The sequence below is a fragment of the Ruegeria sp. CDSA077 genome, assembly GCF_059612265.1.
Genome location: NZ_JBXWQG010000009.1, coordinates 140,089 through 163,648, shown reverse-complemented (window position 1 = coordinate 163,648; position 23,560 = coordinate 140,089). Strand labels below are relative to the sequence as shown.

Annotated in this window: 20 protein-coding genes; 6 read left to right on the top strand and 14 right to left on the bottom strand. The window is 55.8% G+C overall.

What is annotated here, in order from left to right; translation table 11 throughout:
* The coding region (locus tag AC2FLE_RS16500) for a hypothetical protein (RefSeq protein ID WP_496698394.1) at positions 1-439 on the bottom strand (439 nt) is incomplete at its 3' end.
* Positions 440-550: 111 nt separating this feature from the next.
* On the opposite strand from AC2FLE_RS16500, the gene AC2FLE_RS16495 reads away from it, so the two are divergent.
* Positions 551-1,630 carry an extracellular solute-binding protein gene (locus AC2FLE_RS16495; protein ID WP_185956670.1) on the top strand — a complete coding sequence of 360 codons (1,080 nt, stop codon included), beginning with the start codon at positions 551-553 and terminating at the stop codon, positions 1,628-1,630.
* A 29-nt stretch (positions 1,631-1,659) separates the two neighbouring features.
* The gene (locus AC2FLE_RS16490; protein ID WP_496698393.1) at positions 1,660-3,261 is read left to right on the top strand and encodes a BCCT family transporter; all 1,602 of its coding nucleotides are present in this window, start codon (positions 1,660-1,662) and stop codon (positions 3,259-3,261) included.
* A 382-nt stretch (positions 3,262-3,643) separates the two neighbouring features.
* Here AC2FLE_RS16490 and AC2FLE_RS16485 read toward each other — a convergent pair whose 3' ends face one another.
* Positions 3,644-5,647, bottom strand: a complete 2,004-nt coding sequence (locus AC2FLE_RS16485) for a DEAD/DEAH box helicase (RefSeq protein WP_496698392.1) — start codon at positions 5,645-5,647, stop codon at positions 3,644-3,646.
* 428 nt (positions 5,648-6,075) lie between these two features.
* On the bottom strand, positions 6,076-7,248 hold the full coding sequence (locus AC2FLE_RS16480; protein ID WP_496698391.1) for an ATP-binding protein: 1,173 nt from the start codon (positions 7,246-7,248) through the stop codon (positions 6,076-6,078).
* A 325-nt stretch (positions 7,249-7,573) separates the two neighbouring features.
* Between AC2FLE_RS16480 and speD the strand changes: the two genes are divergently transcribed.
* Entirely contained in the window at positions 7,574-7,975 is a 402-nt protein-coding gene (speD, locus tag AC2FLE_RS16475; protein ID WP_496698389.1) for an adenosylmethionine decarboxylase, read from the top strand.
* Here the strand turns inward: speD and AC2FLE_RS16470 are convergent.
* Genes AC2FLE_RS16470 through AC2FLE_RS16450 form a run of 5 tightly spaced genes read right to left on the bottom strand, consistent with a single transcriptional unit; the run spans position 7,946 to position 11,701 of the window.
* Entirely contained in the window at positions 7,946-9,487 is a 1,542-nt protein-coding gene (locus AC2FLE_RS16470; protein ID WP_496698387.1) for a polyamine aminopropyltransferase, read from the bottom strand. The genes speD and AC2FLE_RS16470 overlap by 30 nt on opposite strands.
* Positions 9,484-9,708: a DUF350 domain-containing protein gene (locus AC2FLE_RS16465; protein ID WP_142636390.1), complete on the bottom strand. Its 225-nt coding sequence runs from the start codon at positions 9,706-9,708 to the stop codon at positions 9,484-9,486. The genes AC2FLE_RS16470 and AC2FLE_RS16465 overlap by 4 nt, the downstream gene beginning before the upstream one ends.
* 10 nt (positions 9,709-9,718) lie before the next feature.
* Positions 9,719-9,895: a hypothetical protein gene (locus AC2FLE_RS16460; RefSeq protein ID WP_496698385.1), complete on the bottom strand. Its 177-nt coding sequence runs from the start codon at positions 9,893-9,895 to the stop codon at positions 9,719-9,721.
* On the bottom strand, positions 9,885-11,186 hold the full coding sequence (locus tag AC2FLE_RS16455) for a DUF4178 domain-containing protein (protein ID WP_496698383.1): 1,302 nt from the start codon (positions 11,184-11,186) through the stop codon (positions 9,885-9,887). The genes AC2FLE_RS16460 and AC2FLE_RS16455 overlap by 11 nt, the downstream gene beginning before the upstream one ends.
* Entirely contained in the window at positions 11,183-11,701 is a 519-nt protein-coding gene (locus AC2FLE_RS16450) for a DUF4178 domain-containing protein (RefSeq protein WP_496691570.1), read from the bottom strand. Before AC2FLE_RS16450 ends, AC2FLE_RS16455 begins: the two co-directional genes overlap by 4 nt.
* 25 nt (positions 11,702-11,726) lie before the next feature.
* Here AC2FLE_RS16450 and AC2FLE_RS16445 point away from each other — a divergent pair, with 25 nt between their 5' ends.
* The gene (locus AC2FLE_RS16445; RefSeq protein WP_496698381.1) at positions 11,727-11,972 is read left to right on the top strand and encodes a hypothetical protein; all 246 of its coding nucleotides are present in this window, start codon (positions 11,727-11,729) and stop codon (positions 11,970-11,972) included.
* On the opposite strand, the gene arcC is transcribed toward AC2FLE_RS16445, so the two are convergent.
* Genes arcC through AC2FLE_RS16420 form a run of 5 tightly spaced genes read right to left on the bottom strand, consistent with a single transcriptional unit; the run spans position 11,969 to position 17,902 of the window.
* Positions 11,969-12,901, bottom strand: a complete 933-nt coding sequence (gene arcC, locus AC2FLE_RS16440; RefSeq protein WP_496698379.1) for a carbamate kinase — start codon at positions 12,899-12,901, stop codon at positions 11,969-11,971. The genes AC2FLE_RS16445 and arcC overlap by 4 nt on opposite strands.
* Positions 12,902-12,904: 3 nt before the next feature.
* Positions 12,905-13,906: an ornithine carbamoyltransferase gene (argF, locus tag AC2FLE_RS16435; RefSeq protein ID WP_496698377.1), complete on the bottom strand. Its 1,002-nt coding sequence runs from the start codon at positions 13,904-13,906 to the stop codon at positions 12,905-12,907.
* A 16-nt stretch (positions 13,907-13,922) separates the two neighbouring features.
* Positions 13,923-15,152, bottom strand: a complete 1,230-nt coding sequence (locus AC2FLE_RS16430) for an arginine deiminase (RefSeq protein WP_142636397.1) — start codon at positions 15,150-15,152, stop codon at positions 13,923-13,925.
* Complete coding sequence (locus AC2FLE_RS16425; RefSeq protein WP_496698375.1) at positions 15,149-16,486, bottom strand: amino acid permease; 1,338 nt, start codon at positions 16,484-16,486, stop codon at positions 15,149-15,151. Before AC2FLE_RS16425 ends, AC2FLE_RS16430 begins: the two co-directional genes overlap by 4 nt.
* A 9-nt stretch (positions 16,487-16,495) precedes the next feature.
* Complete coding sequence (locus tag AC2FLE_RS16420; protein WP_496698373.1) at positions 16,496-17,902, bottom strand: YfcC family protein; 1,407 nt, start codon at positions 17,900-17,902, stop codon at positions 16,496-16,498.
* 426 nt (positions 17,903-18,328) lie between these two features.
* Here AC2FLE_RS16420 and AC2FLE_RS16415 point away from each other — a divergent pair, with 426 nt between their 5' ends.
* Together AC2FLE_RS16415 and AC2FLE_RS16410 are read left to right on the top strand one after the other, a co-directional pair.
* Positions 18,329-20,068: a type I secretion system permease/ATPase gene (locus AC2FLE_RS16415; RefSeq protein ID WP_496698371.1), complete on the top strand. Its 1,740-nt coding sequence runs from the start codon at positions 18,329-18,331 to the stop codon at positions 20,066-20,068.
* The gene (locus tag AC2FLE_RS16410; RefSeq protein WP_496698369.1) at positions 20,068-21,384 is read left to right on the top strand and encodes an HlyD family type I secretion periplasmic adaptor subunit; all 1,317 of its coding nucleotides are present in this window, start codon (positions 20,068-20,070) and stop codon (positions 21,382-21,384) included. Before AC2FLE_RS16415 ends, AC2FLE_RS16410 begins: the two co-directional genes overlap by 1 nt.
* 12 nt (positions 21,385-21,396) lie before the next feature.
* Here the strand turns inward: AC2FLE_RS16410 and AC2FLE_RS16405 are convergent, their stop codons facing one another.
* A complete protein-coding gene (locus AC2FLE_RS16405) occupies positions 21,397-23,448 on the bottom strand; it encodes a beta-propeller fold lactonase family protein (protein ID WP_496698368.1) in 2,052 nt (683 codons plus the stop codon).
* Positions 23,449-23,560: the final 112 nt, after the last annotated feature.

Here is a 23,560-nt window from a genome sequence, read left to right as displayed (position 1 = left end):
TTTCGGTTGAGCGTGTTTGAAACGCTGTGTGTGCATTCAATTTGGCGATCTGTCGGTCAGATTTATTGCGATGACACATCAAGGTTTTGAGAAAAAACATCAATTTTACGCCCGTGGGCGTCGTCATTCCAGCGCCTGCGCACGCCCCTGAGGCTCTTTCGCCGAAGGTGAGATAGGCCCCAAGATCAGGTCCGTAATTAACTGTGGTAGATGAACAGGAACCGATTTCTCTGTATCGCTGGCTTCTGGAAAACAGCCTGTAACCGCAAGCCTTGTTTCTTGGTGGCTCTGCCAAATCTGTCGCTCTGTCTGGCGGAATAGTCGTATTTAGCTTTCGCAATTTTTGATTATTGCTGATCATCAGGGTGAATTTGATGTATTCTTGCTGAATGTGCTGGGAATTGACCAGGAGGACGACCCAAACAAAGCGCTTATACAAAATTTGAAGCGACTAGGGAGGAATTTGATGATGTACTATAGGCTAAAGGCGGTCAGGGGCTGTCGGATAATGATAGCTGCGCTGTTTTCTACTCTCTCTGTGAGTAATGCGATGGCGCAAAGTAACTCTGAGAGCGAAACCACAATCCCAGAGCCCGGGCCGTCCATCACCTTCACATCCTGGACCGGCCCTTACATGCGAAGTCAGATGCTTGGGTTTGTGCGCCCTTATGAGCAAGCCAAAAACGCCGATGTGCATGTTGCACATTACAATGGTGGCATCTCGGAAATCCGCGATCAGGTCGAAAGCGCAAATGTGATTTGGGATGTGGTCGACCTTACGCAAGCAGATTCACTTCGCGCCTGCGAAGAGGGCTTGCTGGAGAACATATCTGACATAGAACTGCCTGATGGAGTCGATGGCACACCATTTCGAGAGGATTTTGTCGAAGGTGCCCTGAATGATTGTGGCGTAGGAGTCATCGTATGGGGCACCGCATATGCGTATAACAATTCTCAATTCGCAGAAACGCCTCCATCAACCATTTCGGATTTCTTCGACACAGAAACCTATCCTGGGCCACGTGCCATCCGAAATGATCCGACAGTGATCATGGAATGGGCCCTTATGGCCGACGGCGTAGCCCGCGATGATGTGTATCCAACGCTCGAAACCGAAGAAGGTGTTGAGCGCGCGCTGAAAAAGATGGACGACATAAAAACCGGCCTGCAAATCTGGGAAACCGGGCGTGAACCCGTACGTCTGCTGAACTCTGGTGACATTGCGATGTCATCGATCTGGGCCACTACCGGTGCAACGGCCGCCCAGGAAGACGGTTCCGATTTTACGGTCAACATGGACGGCCGTGTGATTGAGCTGGATCTGTTCGGCATTCCAAAAGGAAGCCAGAATAAAGAAGAGGCCATTGATTTTATTCGCTTTGCTAGCAGCTCAAATTCGCTGGCCGATATGGTCGGGCACCTGCCAAATGGTCCAACCCGAAAATCTTCGATGACACTCCTGTCAGACGACGTTTTGGAGCGCATCCCGAACGGTCCGGCGTATGAAGACAATCTTTACATTCTGTCGGACGCCGAGTGGTGGGCCACCAACCACGGGCGCCTGGAAGAGGCGTTCCAGTCCTGGCTCGCAACCTCCGCCCGTCAGGGCGCTGCGGGTTCAACACGGTAAGCCGAAACAACAGGTCTAAGAGGTGCAAAATGAGTGATCAATCAACACAGAAACCTGACAATCTTGTAGCAAAGAGCGGCTTGTTCAAAGGTATGAATCCGACGATGGGTATCGCTTCGATGGTGATGATATTGGGATTTGTGTTTTTCACGATCCGTGATGTTGAAGCTTCAAGTGCGATCTTTGCGACAGGTAAAAACTTCATCATCGGTAGCCTGGACTGGTTCTATGTACTGGTCGTTAACGCGGCACTGTTTTTCGTAATTTGGCTTATGATCAGCCGGTTCGGACACGTGAAGCTGGGCAAGGATGATGACGAGCCAGATTTTTCAACGTTTTCATGGATTTGCATGCTGTTTAGTGCGGGCTTGGGATCTGGTCTGATCTATTGGGGTGTTGCAGAGCCAATGTTCCATATCCAAGGCAGCCCATTCCTTGAGCGGGCGGGAATTGAACCAGGTTCGGTTGACGCCGCGGTTTCTGCGGTAACGATCACGAATTTCCACTGGGGTTTCCACGGTTGGGCCCTTTATGTGCTGGTTGGCCTCTGCCTTGCATATTTCTCGTACCGCCATGGGCTTCCTCTGACTTTGCGCACCGCTCTTTATCCTGTGCTGAAGGAACGGATCTATGGTCCCTGGGGTCATCTCGTCGATCTGATTGGCGTATTTGGTACAATCTTTGGCCTCGCAACCTCATTGGGGTTGGGCGTCACACCAATCGCCGCCGGTCTTGAGGATCTTGGCTGGATGGCAAACACCCAGACAAATCAGTTGATCCTCGTCGCAATCATCACCTGTCTTGGCACGGCTTCTGCTGCATCGGGTGTTGGCAAAGGCGTGCGTATCTTGTCTGAAGCCAACGTTATGGCAAGTGTTGGCCTGCTGCTCCTGTTCATCATTCTGGGACCGACGGCATTCCTGTTGGGCATAACCATATCCGGATTTGGAGATTACCTCTGGACGGTGATACCCATGGGTTTCTGGATCAACGGTGAGCCCGAAAACCAATGGCAGAGCTGGTGGACGATCTTTTACTGGGGCTGGTGGATCGCATGGTGCCCGTTTGTTGGACTGTTCATTGCGCGGGTTTCAAAGGGGCGGACGATCAAGCAATTCTGCTATTGCGTTCTTCTTATCCCAACCTCAGTCGTGATGCTCTGGATGGGTGTCTTTGGTGGCGCTGCAGCCGGGGTTGATCTGTTCTACGACGCAGGTGTCGTCGAGGCGGTCAACAACGACTACGCCGCTGGCGTATTCCAAACGGTCAAAGGATTTGGCTACACATGGTTGGTGTACCCGATCACAGTGTTGATTACGGTTCTGCTGATTTCGTGGTTTGTCACGTCTTCTGACTCGGGGACACTGGTGATGTGCACAATGCTGTCGATGGGTGACGAGCATCCGCCAATCAAGTTCCGAGTGTTTTGGGGTATTACCGCAGGCGTTGTTGCCGGTGTCCTAATGCTGGCCGGTGGGTTGAGCGCGCTACAGACAGCGTCCATCGTCGCAGGGCTACCAATCGCTGTGATCTTGTTGTTCATGATCTATGGTATTGTCTCGTCGCTTCACGCTGAGCATCCAGTGCCCGATGTTGAGGATAAGTACGAAATGGAGTTCCTCAACAGATAGGCAGCCATTGTGGTTCAATTTGTCGAGAGGCAGTTATATCTGCCTCTCGACAATTACAGACATGGGTTTCGACCTGTCCGCGAAGCTTTCCTCGTTCTGATGTGAAGTTCGCCAAATTTTCTGGGAGCAAACGAATACGAAAGAACCTCTGCCTAATGGTTTCCACCAGCGTCTCTGCTACCCGCGTGGTACAGCAACTGGATAGGCTTGTCGGCTCTCCATGGTGAGCCTCTCACACAATCTCGACCCGTGAACCAAAGGTACATTGTGGGGGATAGTCCGATCCTGGTCGTGATGGAGCGGTTTCTTTCGCCCATGCCTTCCATTGTCCCTTAAAGGTAATGCCCAAAGCCAAAAAACCAGGTTCGGAATGGAATGCAGGCTAAGTCTTCCGCCGTTTCGGGACAGAATCGCCACCTTTTGTAGATTTGGCCGCTGCGACTCGCGCTCGGTTCTTCTTGCTGCTTGACTTACCTTTGGGTGGAGGTGGACCCTTTGATGCTGTTCGGGCAGATTTGATATCGCCGCCTTTGGCTTCAGATTTACCGCCCTTACGTGCCTTTGGCTTTGCACCAACCGGTTTGAACAAGGCATCTGCCTCGTCTTTCGAAGCACGCTGGCGTTCTACTTTGGCTGATTTGACGGCCCTTGTGGGACGTTCTGCAGGGCTGGAAGGTGCCCGGCCCTCGGATTCAGGCTTGCGACGTCCATAAGTTGCAGTGCTGCTCCGTTCGGTCGGAGTCGTATCTCGTTTGCTCGTAATCGGTTTGCCTCTTTGCTTTCCGATGGGCTTGGTCCGGCCAGCTGCAGCAAAGTCCGGTGCCGTGTCCAGACGCACGAGATTCTTGACCTTTTCGATCTTCATCTCGGGCCCAACGGCTGTCAGAAACCCTTCGACGCTGGGCTCACGTATCTCGAAATAGGTCACATCATCGGCAATCCGGATGGCCCCAATGTCATCCTTCGTCAGATTGCCTGACTTGCAGATCATCGGCAGCATATAACGCGGCGACGCATTTTGATTGCGCCCCTCGGACAGCGAAAACCAGACGCTGGGGCCAAAGGCCGCGCGCGGTTTCTGGCTTTGCTGATCGACCGTCGACAACTCTTCTGGCGCGGAATGACGCAGCTTGTACTGCCGCAGGTAAGCTGCTGCAATCTGCTCAGGGGCAAAGCTCTCTACCATTTTCTGAACTGCTGCGCGTTCACTTTCCGTGATCTCTGCTTGCCAGTCATCCGATGCGAACATCCTCACCTGATCGCGTTCGGTCACCTCTTCGGCTGACGGGGCTGTCCCCCAATCGGCGGTCAGCTTGGCGAATTTCAGAATACGTTCCGCCTTTTTCCGCGACGCGGGTGCAACCACTAGTGCGCTAACACCCTTGCGTCCGGCCCGGCCTGTTCGACCCGAGCGGTGCAGCAGTGTTTCATGGCTGTTTGGCAGTTCCGCATGGACCACCAAATCAAGGTTAGGCAAATCAATACCGCGGGCGGCAACATCCGTTGCCACACAGACCCTGGCACGCCCATCGCGCATGGCCTGCAAAGCGTTCGAGCGTTCGCTCTGGGTCAATTCTCCGGATAGGGCGACGACCGAAAAGCCCCGGTTTGACAGGCGCGCTGTCAGACGTGACACCATTGCGCGGGTATTGCAGAACACGATGGCGTTCGGCGCCTCATAATAGCGCAACACATTGATAATTGCATTCTCGCCGTCGCGCGGGCCGACCAACATAGCACGATAATCGATATCGGCGTGCTGCGTCTTTTCGCTGACGGTGCTCACACGTTCTGCATCGCGCTGATACCGTGTCGCCAGATTGGCAATCGCACGTGGGACAGTGGCAGAAAACAGCAAAGTCTGACGGTCTGATGGTGTTTCATCCAGAATGAATTCCAGATCCTCTCGGAACCCGAGATCCAACATCTCGTCGGCCTCATCAAGAACCACGGCGCGAATGGCCGTCAGGTCGATCGAGCCCCGCATGATATGATCCCGTAGCCGTCCCGGAGTGGCGACAACAATATGCGCGCCACGCGCCAATGCACGGCGTTCATCCCGAATATCCATGCCTCCGACGCAGGACGCCAGAAACGCGCCCGCATCGGCGAACAACCAGCTCAGTTCACGCTTGACCTGCAGCGCCAGTTCCCTTGTTGGTGCTACAACAAGTGCCAGCGGTGCGCCCGAGGTTTCGAAAGTCTCAGCGTCACCCAGAAGTCGCGGCGCAATCGCCAGACCGAATCCGATGGTTTTACCCGATCCGGTTTGGGCCGAAACCAGCATATCCTTCCCCTCCAGTTCGGGCCGGGTTACAGCCTGCTGAACTTGGGTTAAGGTGTCATAGCCCTTGCGAGCCAGCGCATTTGCAATGGTTTGTTTCACAGCGGTGGTTCTTTTCATCGGTCAGGAGATGGGATTGTGCGGTATTGCAATCAATGCATCATCCATGGGTAAAGACAGCCCCTTAACGAGTGTCTTGACTATTGTATAGCCACGAACCGGGGCAGATGCGCTGAAAATCCCGTATCCTGTCCGTACTGCTCCCTTTCAGTAGCGGCTTGAGACCCTCGCCGCTTTCGGTTCAATTTGTTGAGACGCGGCAGAAGCGCAGGCTTGGAATAATCAAAACAGGCGTTTTTCTGTAGAGCTTTCAACCGTCTGTAAACCAGCTGTCCCTGTCGGGCTGGCGGTCAACGTGACTACTCCTTCGGGAAATCTACTACAAGCAGTCGGATTCGATAGCTTCTACGACCACGTTTTCTTCGAATTTAGAGCATGACGTTGAGCCAATGGCGCGGTCCCTCTTGCGTCTACGCAGACGCCAGCCGTTTCATCGCGCTCATGAGAGGCATAGCTCGTACACCTCCCTGCCCCGGCACTTCCTTGTCGTTGGCATAGACAAGGATGCGCTCTGAGACGTCCAGTTCTTCTGTCGCGATGTGAAACCCACGCGTGACCTTCGCTGATGTCGACCGCTTGATCTCTATGGCCCAGAGGCCGCCGCGGGGAAGTTTCAACATCAAATCCACCTCAGCCCCTGCTGAAGAGCGATAGAAGCTTGCTTCTGTTCCGCGTGGTGCCGCGGCGATCAGGTTCTCGATACAGAATCCTTCCCAACTGCCGCCGACAACCGGGTGCCCAAGCAGGTCTTCCTGTGTTTCGATCCCAAGAAGCGCATGGGCCAGCCCGGAATCGCGAATATAAACCTTGGGAGATTTGACCAGACGCTTTCCGGCATTGGAATGCCAGGGCTGCAAACGGCGCACCAGCATCAGGTCGACCAGCAAATCAAGATAGCGCGCAACGCTCTGGCCCGATACGCCAAGGTTTCCCGCGAGTTTCGCCGCATTGAGTAACCCGCCTTGCTCATGGGCAAGCATCGTCCAGAACCGGCGCAATGTTTCCGCCGGGATGCGCAACCCAAAAGCCGGAACATCGCGTTCCAGATAGGTGCGGATGAAATCCTCGCGCCATGCCAGGCTGGTTTTGTCGTTCTTGGCAAGGAAGCTATCTGGAAACCCACCCCGCAACCACAGCGCAGAGATCGAGTCCACTCCGGTTTCCGACAAAATGAAAGGCGTCAGCTCGTGATAGCTGACCCGGCCAGCCAAGGATTCTGCGCTTTGGTGCAGAAGCGTGTTCGAGGCCGACCCCAGCAGCAGGAATTGCCCAGTCCGATACCCTTGTCTTCGTCGTCGGTCAATCTGACCGCGTAATGCCTTAAACAGGCCTGGCATAAGCTGAACTTCATCGATCACCACCAGGCGCCCAACCTGCTCGTCGAGATAGAGGTCTGGCTCTTCGAGCACCTGGCGATCAGCAGATCTCTCCATATCAAGATAGACAGCGTCACGGCTTTCAGCGATATCCTGCGCGAGGGTTGTCTTCCCAACTTGCCGCGGCCCAAGCAGGACTACGCCCGCCTGGTTCTCGAGAGAGTCTTCAACTGACTTTCTATCGCCGCGCTTGATCATACCTTGCATTTATTCCATTTGGTGGAAGATTTACAAGGATAAAACTCCAAATTACTATCCAGTGAAACCTATCGTCTCGGCCCATCACCCCAGAACCATGACACGCAAGTCTGGACCTTAGGTCGAGCATAATCGTGGAAAGCTGCGTCCCATTTGATCAAGAGAAAATTTAACCTGAGTACGTTCTTCTTTCTTAACTATTAAATTCGAAAAGTCCTCTTTGCGTCCCTCAATTTCATTTCCATTGCCCTGAAGGGCGAAGCCAACTAGGTACTTGCCGCGCACAAACCCCTAAGAATCTGCGAAAAGTCAAATCGCAGAAAGGACCAGGATCATGACCATACCGGCAATCAAAAACGCTGACACAGGCACGCTGGCTGGCTCGGGAATGCATATTCTGGTCGATCATTACGGCAGCCTATACCTAACCGACGTAACGCGCATCGAAGAGGCACTGACCGGCGCGGCGCGGGAAGCTGGCGCAACGATACTGTCGGGCAAGTTCCACAAATTTGGCGGGCATGGCGGTGTGACCGGTGTGTTGTTGCTGGCTGAATCCCATATTTCGATCCACACTTGGCCGGAAAATGATTATGCCGCCATCGACATCTTCATGTGTGGCACAACGCAACCGGACAAAGCGGCCGCATTTCTTGAGAAGCACCTGCACCCTGCCCGAGTTGAAATTACGCGCGTCAACCGCGGTTTACCGGAACCAGTAGTCCCAACCGTCTAAGTAATATCCCATCAGTGCGTGCGATTGCAGTGTATTAGGTTCGGCATCGATCCGGTCGGTATCACCGCCAAAAATCTGTGCCGCGCGCCAAACATCATCGTCGAGATAGCTCAACCCATCCGGCAGTTCGATTCTACGGTCGGTCAATGGTTCAAATGTAGCCAGAACAAACCCCCATTCGCCGAAGCTCGGCACGTAGCTGTGATAGGGAACCGCCTGCAGTCCCCGTCCGGGCCTTTGCGGATTGCGGCTGCCCTCGATCGTTTTGGCCACCGACCAAAAGGCCTGCCGAGCAAAGAACGGTGATCCGGCCTGAGTGACAAAGACCCCCTGCCCGCTTAGCCGTTCGGCCAGCAAGCCGTAGAATTGCTTGGTGTATAGTCTGGACAAGGCGATGGATTTGGGGTCTGGCAGATCAATGATCACCACGTCGTAAATCTGGGTTTCCCGCTCCAGAAATCTCCAGGCGTCTTCATTGACAACCGTCACGCGCGGGTCGCTGAGAGCATTGTCGTTCAGCTTGGACAGATCTGGATGGTCGCGAAACAACTGCGTCACACGCGGATCAAGATCCACCAGCGTCACAGTTTGAACATCTGGATAGCGCAGCACCTCGCGCGCGGCCATGCCGTCTCCGCCCCCCAGGATCAGAATGTCACGCGCGCGCGGCGCAAGGGCCATGGCCGGATGCACCAGTGGCTCGTGATAGCGGTGTTCGTCAAGGGAATCGAACTGGATCGAATGATCCAGAAACAGGCGCACCCGGTCGCGGTACCGGGTGACGGTGATCTGCTGATACGACGTGGCCTCGGACAGGATTACATCATCTTCGAACAGTTCGGCCTCGGCGACCGAGACCAGCCGTTCGGACTGCCACAGTGCGCCCAGCGTTGCCACAAAGGCCACCGCCCAGACTGCCACCTGGACCCGCGTAGCCCATTCCCGAAACACCAGCAGAGACAGGCCAGCCACGGCAAGGTTTAGACCGCCAAAAGCCAGACTCGCCGACATCAGCCCCAGATACGGGATCACCAATAGTGGAAAAGCCAATGAGGCGACCAGCGCTCCGATGTAGTCGACGCTCAGCACGTTCTCAAATCGGAACTTCAGCGCCCCGATCTGTTCAAGCACCCGGGCAATTAATGGGATCTCCATCCCGGACAGGATGCCAATGGCAATCAAAGCGCCGTAAAGTGGCAAAGCCACCTGCCCCAACCACGCATAATTCAGAAACAGCACCGGCGCTAAAAATCCGCCAACGATGCCCAGTAGGATCTGCGCCCAGACAAAACCGGAAAACGCATCCGAGACAAAGCGCGACAGCCAAGCACCTACTCCCATCGCCGACAGAAAGATGCCAATTACCAGTGAAAACTGGCGGACGGAATCCCCCAGCAGATAACTGGACAAGGTGGCGGCAATCAGCTCGTAGATCAGCCCGGCGACGGCCACCAGAAAGGTGGCCAGCAACAACCACGCGGCACGCGCCTCAACCGCGCGGGGCGGGGTCATGACAAGATGACAGCCGCAATGATGATGGAAACTGCTACAAACAGCAGCCCAATCAGGATCGCCAGCGCGATGTTTTGATCCTTTTCGATTTCGTGGACGACCGAGAAGGGTGTCATCCAGTCGATCACCTTCCAAACAACCCACATCAGTGTGACGCCCAGAAGGGTATAAAAGATCGTGCTGATGATTTCTGCAATCTGAATTGCTGCTATATAATCCATTGATTCCTCGTTATTTTATCCGATTTGACCGATAGTACCCGCCGCCACCGCTGCCGACCCGAACCGAAGTGTCCAAGTCACGGCTTTCGGCCCAATACCCATGCCACGAGACATAACCCGTGGCGGCCACGGCCAGGGTTGAAATGACGATGAAAATGATCCTGAAAGCTGTCACTTTAATCTTCATCTACCCAATCAGTTCCCGACCACCGGGCGCGTTGATGCAACCATTTGCGCCCGAACTGAAACAGGAACAGCGCTCCAAAAACCCCGGCCAGCGCAAATGTCCAAAGACCGCTGGACAGTCCGGTTTTGACACTGACTTGCAACTGGCTGAACGGCTGCCCCGGCACATAACCTGCGCCCCGCCCGTTCCAAAGCCCCTGCTCTGGCACGTCCAGTGCCAATGTGTAGTCACCCGTGCGATCTGGCCGAAACGTCAGGCTCGCAAATTTGCTGCCTTCACGCCATGTGCCGTCCGAGTCGCGACCGGTGTAATATTCGATTGTTCGACCCGCCTGGAACACCGGCTCTCCGTCCGGATCAAGCAGCTCAATGTCCAGATAGATCCAACTGTTTTCAACATTGCCCGAAAAGGTAACCTTCGTCAGTTGGCTATTGGCTTCAAGCGGGATTGTGATCTCGGCGGGGAAGTCGCCACGTTTTAGCGCCTGACGCTCTATCGCCCTCTCTCCTGATCGTTGAGAGAAGGAGACCGCCATCACAAGACAGAGGATCGTAAACACGAATGATACGACCAGCAGAAATCTATAGTTTGGGCCCTCGATGAAAGGTTGCAGCGGATGCACCCGATGTGGGTTCAGGTTCAATGAAACCCCAAAAGCTGCTTCGGCCTGCTGTTTCGAAACATAGAACGAGCGATAGGTCTCGCGTTCGGACCCAGTGGTTGAAAACCCCAGCATCGCCGTATCAGACATCGCTGAAATCGTCGTTGTCTTTTCGCCCAGTGAAGGCGTCCAGGTGAATTCGCCCTCGACATAGGTGACCGCGCTTGTGGTGGTCTCGTAATACACAAAGCGCCCATCCTCGGTCGTCACAGAGGGAGGAGATTCCGCTGTCTCAACCCACCGCTCCGACATCCAGGCCGATCCGCGATAGCGTCTGGAAAACACCAGATGCCCCGCCTCAAGCGTTAGCCAGGCATAGCCGTGAGTTGGCGAATAGAGCTGATGGTCTATCCATTGATAGACCCGTCCGCCCCAGCGTTCGGCATGTTCGATCAGACCAATTATGGTGAACTCGGCACCATACAACGACCCACTCATCCCAATCGAAAGCGGGGTTTCCGGGCGTTTCTGATCCTTGAACTGCCGCAATGTCCGATAGTTGTTCTGTGCATCCAGCTCGGCCCCGCAATACGAACAGATCTGCACGATCACCCTGCCCCCGCCCAGTACATCCAGACCGGCGCCGCAGCAAGTGCAGTTGATCGAAAGAAGACTTGGATTTCGGGTCATGACTGCCGCTGAACCTTCACATCAAACGCGTCGTACCACCGACCGTAGAACCAGATCGCATGACCCGGCCAGAATTCACCGGACAACAGTGCCTCGTCTCCGGCGGAAGCGTTCACGAATTCATGGCTTTCCCCGACCTTTAGCACCTCATCGAATTGTCCGCGCAGGGCGATGCATTCGGCATGTTCAACTTCGGTAACCGTGAATGTGGCCGCGTCGAAATCCAGCGTTTCGCCCAGCTTGAACGGAGGCATGAATTTCGGCGTGTCCTTTTCGGTCAAGCGTTTCTGCCGAACGACATCTCCCTCATCGAGCGATATCCAGCAGGTGCGGCCATCACCATCGACACCGCAGAACTCATCCCAGAACCCCCGCCCGTAGGAATAGCGCGCATGACCAAGAATCAATGTCGACGTTCGACCCAGTTGCACTTGATCGCCTATCCCGAACAAAAGCGGTGCATCGTGCATCTCACCCTGCTGGCCCGCCGATTGAACCTGGACATCATTGATCATCAACGTCGTACCGCAGGACGCACAGGTGGCAACCTTTATCCCTTTCAGCGCAATCGGGGTTTGCGCACCGCAGTTTGGACAGTTCAAAGTCTTCATGCTTTCAAGTCGCGCAAAGAAAATGAAAGTTCAAGCCGTTATTGGTTCTGGAGAATACACGCCCGGTGCCGCCTCGCCCTTGTTGCCAGAATTCAAACAGAACCACTTAGGTGGGACTGAACATGCTGGCGGTTATGTTAGAGATGCCGTCAGCCCCAGCAATCATCTGAGTTAGTCGTGAAATAGGATTTCAGCTGCGTCTTTACTTATGGTTGTGCCCTTCCTGCCCGCAACGATATCCGCCAGATCGGCCAGTGCGCCGATGGCTGCGGATTTGCCGGTAAGCCGCGCAAACTGGGCGGCGGCCTCGACCTTTGGGCCCATCGAACCGGCGGCGAAATTGAACTTGGCCATGGCCTCTGGTGAGGCGGCTTTTATGCCACGCTGAGTATCGGTACCCCAGTCCAGATAGGCACAATCAGCATCCGTTGCCGAAATGAACAAATCGGCCCCGACCTCTCGGGCCAGCAGCTCCGAGGCCAGATCCTTGTCGATCACCGCTTCTATCCCCTCCAGATAACCCGGAGAAGTATAGGCCGTGGGAATGCCCCCGCCACCGGCGCAGATCACCACGGTTTGCCGTTCCAGCAGCCATTTAATCGGCCTGATTTGAAAAATCCGTTTCGGCAGCGGAGAGGCAACAACCCGTCGCCATTTGTCACCATCCGCACGAATTTGCCAGCCCTTGTCGGCGGCCATTCGTTCAGCCTCGGGTTTGTCATATACCGGACCGATGAATTTTGTGGGGTCGTCAAAGGCGGGATCCTTGGCATCGACCTCAATCATGGTCAGCAGCGTGGCCAGAGGCGTCTCGGGCGGCAGACGGTTGCCCAACTCCTGCTCGATCATGTACCCGATCATGCCCTCGGTTTCCGCCCCAAGCACGTCCAGCGGATAGGCCTCATCCGGTTTATAGGCGTTGCCCTGTAGGGCCAGTAATCCCACCTGAGGGCCATTCCCGTGGGTCACAATCAACTCGTTCCCCTCGGCAATGGTGGCCAGCGCCTGAGCGGCGATGGCCGTGTTTTCACGCTGGTTCTCGGCGGTCAGGGCCTGACCGCGCCGCAGCAGCGCATTGCCCCCAAGGGCGACGACGATCCGCATGGCTCAGGCCCCCAATGTGGCGACCAGAACCGCCTTGATCGTGTGCATCCGGTTTTCAGCCTGTTCAAACTGAATACCGGCGGGGCTTTCGAATACCTCTTCGGTGACCTCCATTTCGGTGATGCCAAATTTCTCGTGGATGTCTTCGCCCACTTTAGTCTCGGTATTGTGAAAGGCGGGCAGGCAATGCATGAATTTGACGTTTGGATTGTTTGCCGCTGCCATTAGCGCGCTGTTGACCTGATAGGGGGTCAGCTGCTTGATCCGGCTGTCCCAGACCTCGGGTGCTTCGCCCATCGAAACCCAGACATCGGTGTGGATGAAATCCACGCCATCCACGGCGGCCGCAGGATCATCGGTGATGGTCAGCGTCGCGCCGTAGCGCCCGGCGGCTTCTTCTGCCGGACCGCGGAATTCGTCGGACGGCCACAGATCACGTGGGGCGGCGATGCGGACGTCCATCCCCATCATGCAGCCCGCGATCATCAGCGAATGGCCCATATTGGACCGCCCGTCGCCCACATAGGCGTATTTGATGTCATGCAGGGGCTTTTCGCCAAATTCCTGCATGGTTAGCAGATCGGCCAGCATCTGGGTCGGGTGGAACTCATCGGTCAGCCCGTTATAGACCGGCACGCCCGCATTGGCGGCCAGAGTTTCCGCCAGTTCCTGCCCAAAACCGCGATATTCAATGCCGTCGAACATGCGGCCCAGCACACGGGCAGTGTCCTTCATGCTTTCCTTATGCCCGATCTGTGACCCCGAGGGCCCAAGATAGGTGACACCGGCACCCTGATCCATCGCGGCCACTTCAAAGGCGCACATGGTCCGGGTCGAGGATTTTTCGAAGATCAGGCAGATGTTCTTGCCTTTTAGATGCTGGATTTCAGACCCCGCATATTTTGCGCGCTTCAGATCGCGCGACAGGTCCAGCAGATAACGCAGCTCACGTTGGTCAAAATCGAGCAGTTTCAGAAAGCTGCGGCCCTTGATATTAAATGCCATTGGTCAATCTCCTTTTTCAGTAATCCACAGGGTCACGCCAGATCGGGCAGGTCATGCAATGCCCGCCGCCTCGCCCACGCCCCAGTTCCGAGCCCGAGATCGTGATCACCTCGACCCCCGCCTTGCGCAGCAGCGTGTTGGTATAGGTGTTGCGGTCATAGGCGACGACCACGCCGGGCTCTAACGCCACCACGTTGTTGCCGTCGTCCCATTGCTCGCGTTCCTGATTAAATGCGTCTCCGCCGGTCTGCACGATGTTCAGAGATTTGATCCCCAGACATTCGGCGGCCACATCGAACAGATGTTTGTCATCGCGCCGGAAGTCGATCGTGTCCTCTTTGTTTCCGGGGCGCAGGCTGATGCACTGGATGTCGTTACAGACATCAACATAGGCAGTCGCGGTCTCACGGTCGCAATGGCTGAACACTGTATCCAGATGCATAGCCGCGCGGCTGCGGGGCATCTGACAGGCAACAACCCTCTCCGCCGCGCCTTTGGCAAACAGAGCGCGGGCGACCTGACCAACCGCCTGCGGACTGGTCCGTTCGCCCATGCCGATCAACACACTGCCATTGCCCCAGGGCATGACATCACCGCCTTCGACCGTGGCCGCGCCGTGATCCTTGTCTGGGTCACCCCACCAGATCTCGAAATCTGCGTCGCGGAACTCGGGGTGGAACTTGTAGATCGCGGTCACCAACAGGGTTTCGGGGCGCCGCGCCGGCCAGTACATCGGGTTGACCGTCACGCCGCCATAGATCCAGCAACTGTTGTCACGAGTGAACTGCGTATTTGGAATCGGTGGAATCACAAAGCCCAATGGCCCCAGATAGCTGCCGAACATACCTGAGGGTTTGAACGGCATATCTTCGACCGCGATGCCGCCGATCAGATATCTGGCCAGATCCTTGGCCGCCATCTCATCCAGCCAGCCGCGCAGCTCATTCAGCATACCGACGCCCACCTGATTTTCGGTAATGCGGCGGTCCAGAACCCAATTACGGGCTCCCTTGTCCTTCAGCGTTTCTGCAAGCAGCGTCTGGAATTCTAAAACCTGAACCCCGCGATCCTCCATCTTCATGCGGAAATCGGCATGGTCAGAGCGGGCTTTGTGCACCCAAAGGACATCGTCATAAAGCAACTCTGCCGCATTGCCGGGGGTCAGGCGGGAATGGGCCAGACCCGGTTCGCAGACCATCACCTTTCGAAGTTTCCCAATCTCGGAATGTGCGCCAAATCCAGTCATGATATCTCCTTTGATGTAATCGCGCCGGACTGCCAACGCAGCCAGACATGGATGGGCAACCCAGCCAACAGCAACAGGACGCCCCAGAAAACGACGTCTTTTCCAGCGCCGAAAATCGCCCAGAATGAATAGACAAAACCGAGACCCGCCAGCACAAAGGCCTGCGGTGGCAGGCGGGTGCGTTCTTTGCGTTTTGCGCGGATCATAATCTCGGCACCTGCGCACAGCAGGTAGGGAACCAGCGTGGATAGGGTGGCCAACAGAATGATGAATTCAAACTGTTCAGCCAGGGATCGGGTATAGTTCATAGCGATCAAAGCGCTGGCTAGCAGGCTTGAGGAGATCAGGCCAAATGCCGGCGTACCAGTCCGTGACACTCGGGCAAAACCGGCCGGGAACAACCCGTCACGCGCCGCGCCCAGTGGCACTTGCCCGGTCAGCAGCACAAATCCGTTGAGCGTGCCGAAGGTCGAAACGCAGGCCCCGACCGCGATGAATACCGCACCGCCAAACCCCCACATCACATGCGCAACATCCGCCAGCGGTGCGTTGCTTCCGGCCAGCGTGCCGGATGGCACCACCCCAAGCGCCACATAGGTCGTGGCGATATAGACCAATGCGGCAACACAGGTTCCGACAATCGTCGCAAGAGGGATCGTTTTGGTAGGGTTCCTGACATCGCCCGCCGGAACCGTTGCGGATTCGAGCCCCACAAAGGCCCAAAGCGTCAACGCCGCGCAGGCCGAGATCGCCGATATGTTCGACATTCCACTAAGGTTGGCCGGCCGGAAGTTGGCCGGTTGGACATGGGACAGTCCCAGCAGGATCAGCACCAGCAGCGGGGCCAGCTTCATCACCGTGGTCAGCACTTGCACAATCCCGGCCTGCCGAACGCCGCGCAGATTGACCCAGGTGAGCAGCCAAATCGCACCAAGTGAGACCGCCAATCCCGCGAGCGCAGTTTCCCCGATGGCGGGTACCATAAAGCTGAGATAGCCAGCAAAGGCGACGGCAACGGCGGCATTCCCAGACCACAGCGCGATCCAATAGCCCCAAGCAATCAGGAAACCGGCAAAATCACCAAAGCCCTCGCGCGCATAAGCGTATGGCCCGCCGGTATTGGAAGACAATCGCGCCAGCCGTCCAAAGATCAGGGCCAGCACAATCGCGCCACCTGCGGTCAGAACCCATCCCGCCATCGAGATTGGCCCGAACACGGCCAGAGAAGACGGCAGCAGGAAAATACCGGACCCGATCATATTGCCCACCACCAGCGCGGTGCACATCCAGAACCCAAGGGTTCCTTTGGGTTTAGATCGGGTGTCGGTGGGCATAATGCGACCTCATGCCAACGCGGAAAGGCTGAGCCCGGCCATGATGATGACGATCAGGATCAGTAAAAGCGGCCACATGAACCTGAGCCAGCGTTCATAGGGCACACGCCCCAGGGCAAGCCCGCCCATGACCACCGCAAAGGTGGGGTTAATCAGGTTCACCAAACCGCTGGCTGACTGATAGGCCGTCACGACCAAGGACCGTTCTACGCCGGAAAAGTCTGCTAGCGGCGCCATGATCGGCATGGTCAGAACCGCCAAGCCCGAGGATGACGGGACGAGGAAGGACAACAGCCCCTGCAAGGCGAACATCGCATTGATAAAGGCCACTTTGCCCAAACCATCCACGGCACCTTCGGCCCAATACAAAATGGTATCGGTGATGTTTCCTGCGTCCATGACCACTACGATCCCGCGCGCGATCCCAATCACCAGCGCAACGCCCAGCAAATCCCGGGCACCGTCAACGAAGGTCGAGGTGAATTCCTCTTCCCCGATCCGTGCGATCAATCCCACGATTATCGAGGACACAATGAACAGGCCGGACATCTCGGCCATCCACCAGCCTCCTGCCGCGACACCCCAGATCATCACGCCAAAGCTGGCCGCAAAGATCAAAAGGATCAGCCCATGCATACCCGTAAAGGTCGGAGCTTCACCGCCCGTGCGGCCACCTTTGAGGAAATGCGCCTCATTGCTTTCGCGCTTGTCGGCAACGATGGACAGATCCGGATCGGCTTTGACCTTGGCTGCATATCGCATGACAAAAACCACACAGGCCAACCAGCATGCCAGCAACAGCGCAAAGCGCAGCATTATGCCATTGGTGAAGGGCACCCCCGCCGCATCCGAGGCGATGACTGTGGCAAACGGGTTAATCGTCGATCCCAGCGTGCCAACCCCCGCCCCCAGCATGATGATGGCCACACCCACTACCGCGTCATAGCGCGCGGCAATCATCACTGGGATGATCAGCGCGTAAAAAGCCAGTGACTCTTCGGCCATGCCATAGATTGTGCCCCCCGCAGCAAAGAAGGCCATCAAGATGGGGATCATCCATTTCTCGCGCCCCTTCAGACGCACCATTGCGCGCGCAATCCCGGCGTCAATCGCCCCGGTTCGCGTTACAACTCCCAAAAAACCGCCAATCACCAGCACAAAAAGTGCAACATCAATCGCCCGCGCTTCATAACTGACAGGGTCATAGAACCCCCCGATAGGGGCCAGTACGACATCATAGAACCCCTGCGGATTGGGCTCGACAACCTGATAGCTGCCCGGTACCGGAACATCGCGTCCTAGGGCTTCGTTAGCGACGCGGTCATATTGGCCAGCTGGAACAAACCAGGTTGCAATGGCGACCAGTGCTATCAACGCAAACAGAATTGTATATGCAGTTGGAAACTTGAGCTTCATGTCATCAAACTCCTAAAAGAGCTGAGATTGGGTTTCGAAACTTCCGGTCTCTTCATACAGTCTCAATATGAGATTTCAAAGGATGAATGACCCCGAGGCGACCTGAACGGTTCTACATGAACGCCATTCGCTGGCGCTGCGCATTGACCTGCATCAATAGAATTCAGGCTGACGCCGGATTCAGATTGGTCAGTTTTTGTTTTCCTACAGATCATAAGTTGCTCATCTGAGTGCAGCGTTTAGCACCTTGCGATCCATCGCCCCAGTCTGGCAGAAACCCGCTTGAGACTGTGGTGATCATGTTGACATATCAGCCCATTTCCCTGAACCGGGAAGTCGCACATTTGCATTAGGCTTAGCAAAGGCTAATGTGCAAGAAATTAAGGCGCAAATGCCCGTATCGAACAGTAACCCAAGGCTAACAACGTGAGCTCTGAAATTCCCAGGTCCCTGCCTGCCAGACATGAGTTGCGCAAGGTGCGCAACAAGGGGCTGTCATTTCTGGCACTGGCCTTCCTGTTCAGCATCTTTGTCAACCTGCTGATGCTGACCGGGCCTTTATTCATGCTACAGGTTTATGACCGCGTCCTTGCCTCTCGGGCGGTTGAAACCCTCACGGCGCTGTTTCTGATTGTCGCTCTATTATATAGCCTTATGGCCATGCTGGATTTTGCGCGAGGACGTATCGTTGCGCGGTTCGGAGCGAGGTTCCAGTCGCAACTGGACGAGCGGGTGTTCGAGGCAACGCTGCGAAAATCTCTTGTTCCGCAGGCCCGTGCAGCCCCAGCCACTGCCTTGCGCGACCTTGAGGCAATCCAGAACCTGTGTTCCTCACCTGTTTTGCTGGCCGTAATGGATATCCCCTGGACACCGGTTTTTCTGGCAGCAATCTTCCTATTCCACCCGATACTTGGATGGCTTGCGGTTGCGGGTGGCGCGATCCTGATTGTCATCGCTCTGCTTAATCAGGCGCTCACTCATAGAAAGGTTGCCGCTGCGCAGCAGGCCTCGGCGCGGGCAGGCTCATTCTCAGAACATGCCAGACAAGCCGCTGAAGTTGTCCGCTCGCAAGGAATGCAGCACGACATCTCGCAACGCTGGCTGACCCAGAGGACCGATGCGCTGAGACAGACCATCTCGGCAAGCGACTGGACCGGAAGCTTTACCTCATTAACCAAGTCGATGCGGCTGTTCTTGCAATCTGCCATGCTGGCATTGGGCGCTTTGCTGGTTTTAAGAAACGAACTGTCCCCCGGGGCAATGATCGCAGGGTCCATCCTGCTTGGGCGCGCATTGGCCCCGGTCGAGCAGGCGGTGGGCCAGTGGGCATTGGTGGAGCGTGCGCGATCTGCGTGGATTTCACTGAACCGATTCCTGGACACCACCCCGCCCGAGCCAGACCGGACCAAATTGCCTGTACCAGATGCGCGCCTGATCGCCAAAGGACTGACCGTTGTACCACCCGGCGCCGATTTACCGACACTCAGGAACGTTTCACTGAAACTAGAGCCGGGCAAAGCTTTGGGCGTGATCGGCAAAAGCGGGTCAGGAAAATCCACGCTTGCCAAAGCCCTGTTAGGATTGTGGAAACCGGCCGTTGGCGAAATCAGGCTTGGAGGCGCTACGCTGGATCAATACGGCACTGATGATTTGGGCCAACACATCGGGTATCTGCCGCAGGAAGTCACTTTGTTCAACGGAACAGTGACCGAAAACATCGCCCGGATGTCCCAAAACCCGGATTCGGAAGCGGTCATCGCTGCAGCCAAGAAAGCCAAGGCACATGACCTAATCCTGACGTTGGAAAAGGGGTACGACACGTTTCTGGAAGGCAATGACAGTCAACTGTCGGGTGGCCAAAAGCAACGTATTGCTCTGGCGCGCGCTTTGTATGGAGATCCTGTCCTACTGATCCTGGACGAGCCGAACTCGGCTCTGGATGCTGATGGCACTGAGGCATTGAACACCGCGATCCGAGAACTGAAGGCCGCGGGTAAATCAGCCATCATCATGACGCACCGGCCACAGGCCATTTCGGAATGCGACGATCTTGCTGTTGTTGAAAATGGCCAGGTCGTGAAATCCGGCAGCCGCGATGAGGTGCTAAGCGCCATGGTTCAGAACGCAAATGCGATCAAAAAGGGTCTGGCACGGGTGGGTGAGTAATGCAAAAGCCCAATCATAATGACACGCGCCCTGTTTGGCGCATTACATTTCCTGCTCTGGTCGGGTTTCTCGCACTGGCTATTTTAATCGGCGGGTTGGGCTTTTGGGCGGTGCAGACCAGGCTGGCAGGCGCCATTGTATCGCAGGGCGTCATCGAAGTTCAAAGCAACCGACAGGTAGTCGAGCATCCAGACGGTGGCGTGGTCGGCGAGATTTTTGTGCGCGACGGTGATTCCGTCACCGGCGGCGACATTCTGTTACGTCTGGATGACACGTTTCTGACCTCGGAAAAGACCATCGTTGAGGCGCAGCTGTTTGAATTACTCGTCCGAAAGGCGCGGCTTCAGGCCGAACGCGATGGTACTGATCTGACTGTTTTGACATCCGCGCTGAACGACGTACAGAAACAAGAAGACATTGACCCTGAGCTGATCGCCGGCCAGCAACGCCTGTTCGAGGCACGTCTGAATACCCTAAATCAGCAGACTCTGCAGTTGAGCAAGCAACGCATTCAGATAGAAAGCGAGATCGAGGGCACCTTGGCGCAACTGGTCTCGCTGCGCCGTCAGGTCGATCTGATACAGGAGGAGCTGCAGGACCAGCAAAGCCTGCTTCAACGCGGTCTGACACAAGCCAGTCGGGTCTCCGCCTTGCAACGCGAAGAAGCCAGCCTGACAGGTGAAATAGGCAGGCTCGAAGCGGCTGCCGCGCGGCTCAAAGGCCAAATCGCGGCAACCGAGATCAAGATTGTAGAACTGCAGGCGACACGCCGCGAAGAAGCAATCACCGCCTTACGCGATGCGCAATCGAAAATCGCCGAACTGTCTGAACGCAGGCTCTCGCTTGCTGTTCGTCTATCGCGGCTGGATATTAGGGCGCCGGTTTCCGGTACTGTCTATGGAAGCCAGGTGTTTGCACTGCATTCGGTTGTACAGCCGGCAGAACCGATGATGTATGTCGTACCACAGGAAATTCCTCTGCTGATCGCCGCTCGCGTAGATGCGATTCATGTGGACCAAGTGTATATTGGGCAGCCCGCCCTCCTGCGATTTCCCGCCTTCAACCAACGCGAAACCCCCGAAATCGAAGGGCATGTTGTCACGATTTCTGCCGATACGTTCACTGATGAGAACACTGGACACACATTTTATCGCGCTGAAATGTTACCTGATGCCAACCAGATCGAGCGCCTGAACGGACAACGTCTTGTACCCGGCATGCCAGTCGAAGCGATGATCAAGACGGACGAGCGATCCCCGTTTTCATATCTGATAAAACCGATGGCCGATTACTTTAACAGGGCCTTCCGGGAATAGATTCCGTCGTCTTTAAACTGCTTCGAGATTGCCCAACAGGATCGAAGTCATGTCAGTCGTGATCACTCCTTCTACCGCGACGACATCGACACCGGTTTCGTAGGTCACGTTTGAACTTGTGATCCCCGACAAATCGGCGTCTGCGTCCAGAAACACCCACTCTGCCTCATGCGCTGTGGGCAATCCGACGGCGATCTGCAAGATAGCCAGCGCATCCAGAGCGTTGATGAGGCCATCTTGATTTATATCGGCCGCAATCAGGTTTTCCGGTGCTGCCTGCCCCCATGTCGGGTCCAGTCCCACGGAAAGTCGCAAGACCTGCAATGCGTCCAGAGCGGTGATCTCGCCGGTCCCAGCCGAATAGGACTTTATGATATCCAGTTCACCGATAAATGTGCCCGAAGGCAGATCCAGATCGAACCTCCCTTCATCGTCGGCTTGGACACTAACCGTGCCGCCCCCTTCCGGGGTGAAACGTATTTCAGCGTTTGACAGACCGGGGTTTGCAGCTTGTGAATCAATGGTAATATTCCCTTGAATGCCTGCCGAACTGTCCGGGTCGAGCCCGCCCAAACCGTTCAAATCCACCGGAATATGGTCTGGCCCGCCAAATCCGGCGCCAAAGACATCTGAACTGGTCAGCGGAGCACCTGACGCCGAAAACACCTGAACCACATTATCCAGATACTCGATCTGCGCACCTTGCACGGTGGACGTAAAAGTGAGCTGTCCAGGTGAGCGCAGAAATGGATAGTCAAACAGATCCAGCCTGTCCGATCCGACTTCAAAATCGGTAATCGTTGTCATCGCGGTTCCGGTCTGCATCACAAAGATATCAGACCCGGAACCGCCGGTCATCGTAGTGGCCCCAATCCCCGCTATCAGGATGTCATCGCCGCCGCCGCCAAGTAGAGAGGCATCAAGGATGCTGCCACTGAGCATATCGTTCTGCGCGGTGCCAGTGACTGTCCCATAACCGTCCGCGACGATACCCAGGTCAGCGACCGAAAAAGTAAGCTGCGTCAACCCAGCCTCTTCTTGTGAGGCCGCAAAGATCTGAATTTCGTCCCCGACATGGGCCACGCTGAGCGATTCGACATTTTGCAGCCCGGTGCTCAACGTATCGGCAAAACTGTCCAGATAGACCAGTTGACCATCCGGTGTCAGGGTAAACAGTGTCACCCCATCATCGCCTCCCCCGGCCACGACAAACACCTGACCATTCACTTCGACCACGGCCAGGTCCTGAGCCGATTCAAAGCGGGTATTCAGTGTATCCAGCACATGATCGGTGGGTATCAACCGGCCATCACCAGACAGCTCCATGACGCTGATCGTGTTGCTTTCGCTGCCAGCAACGACGACCCAGGAATGGCCATGCGCCTGCACAATTTCGACGGCCGTTGGGGCGCCAATGCCCAAGGTCGAGACCCCATCGCCGGAATCTGCGAGGCTCAAGGTTCCCGCGCTGCTGTCCACCAAATAGGTCGTTATCGAATTGCTGGTGGCGTCGGTTGCGACGACAAAATGATCCGACCCGGAGTGAGCGGTCTGGATCGAGTCGGCCTGACCTGCAACGGCCCCTGCAAAGGTCAGTGAGCCATCTGAGCCGACCGTATAGGTCGAAATCAACCCGCTGCCCTCTTGCGCCACGGCCAGAATGTCGACCGATCCAAAGGAAACCTGCACTAAGGCCGAATAGCCACCCCCACCGCTCAGGGTCCCGGTTTCCTGTAATTCTCCGATAGATCCGTCTGGAAGGATTTCGTAGCTGACAAGGCCGGCTGCGGACCTGACATCCAGAACGATGTGATCGCCCCCCAACAGAGAAACCGTTACCCCGGAACGTCCAACTGTGCCCGAGATTGTACCACTGAAATATTCTATGTCTTGCTGCTGGGGAACCGCGCCTTCGACGAGGTGCCATACAACAATGCCCCCTCCCTGTCCGGTCAGGCTGTACAGATACGTTTCCCCGTTAAACGTTTCTAAAGCCGTATCGCCGATACCTGAATCGAGCGCTGCGCTCCCTGTTGCAACTACTCCGCCGAACTGAAGCATCATACCAAATCACCCCACGCCAAAATCTGGCTCTTGAACAGGATGATCTGATGCCCGGTCCAATACCAAAGCGGGATTGTGGTGAAAACGAGGAGTTCGGTTTCAGTTTAACACA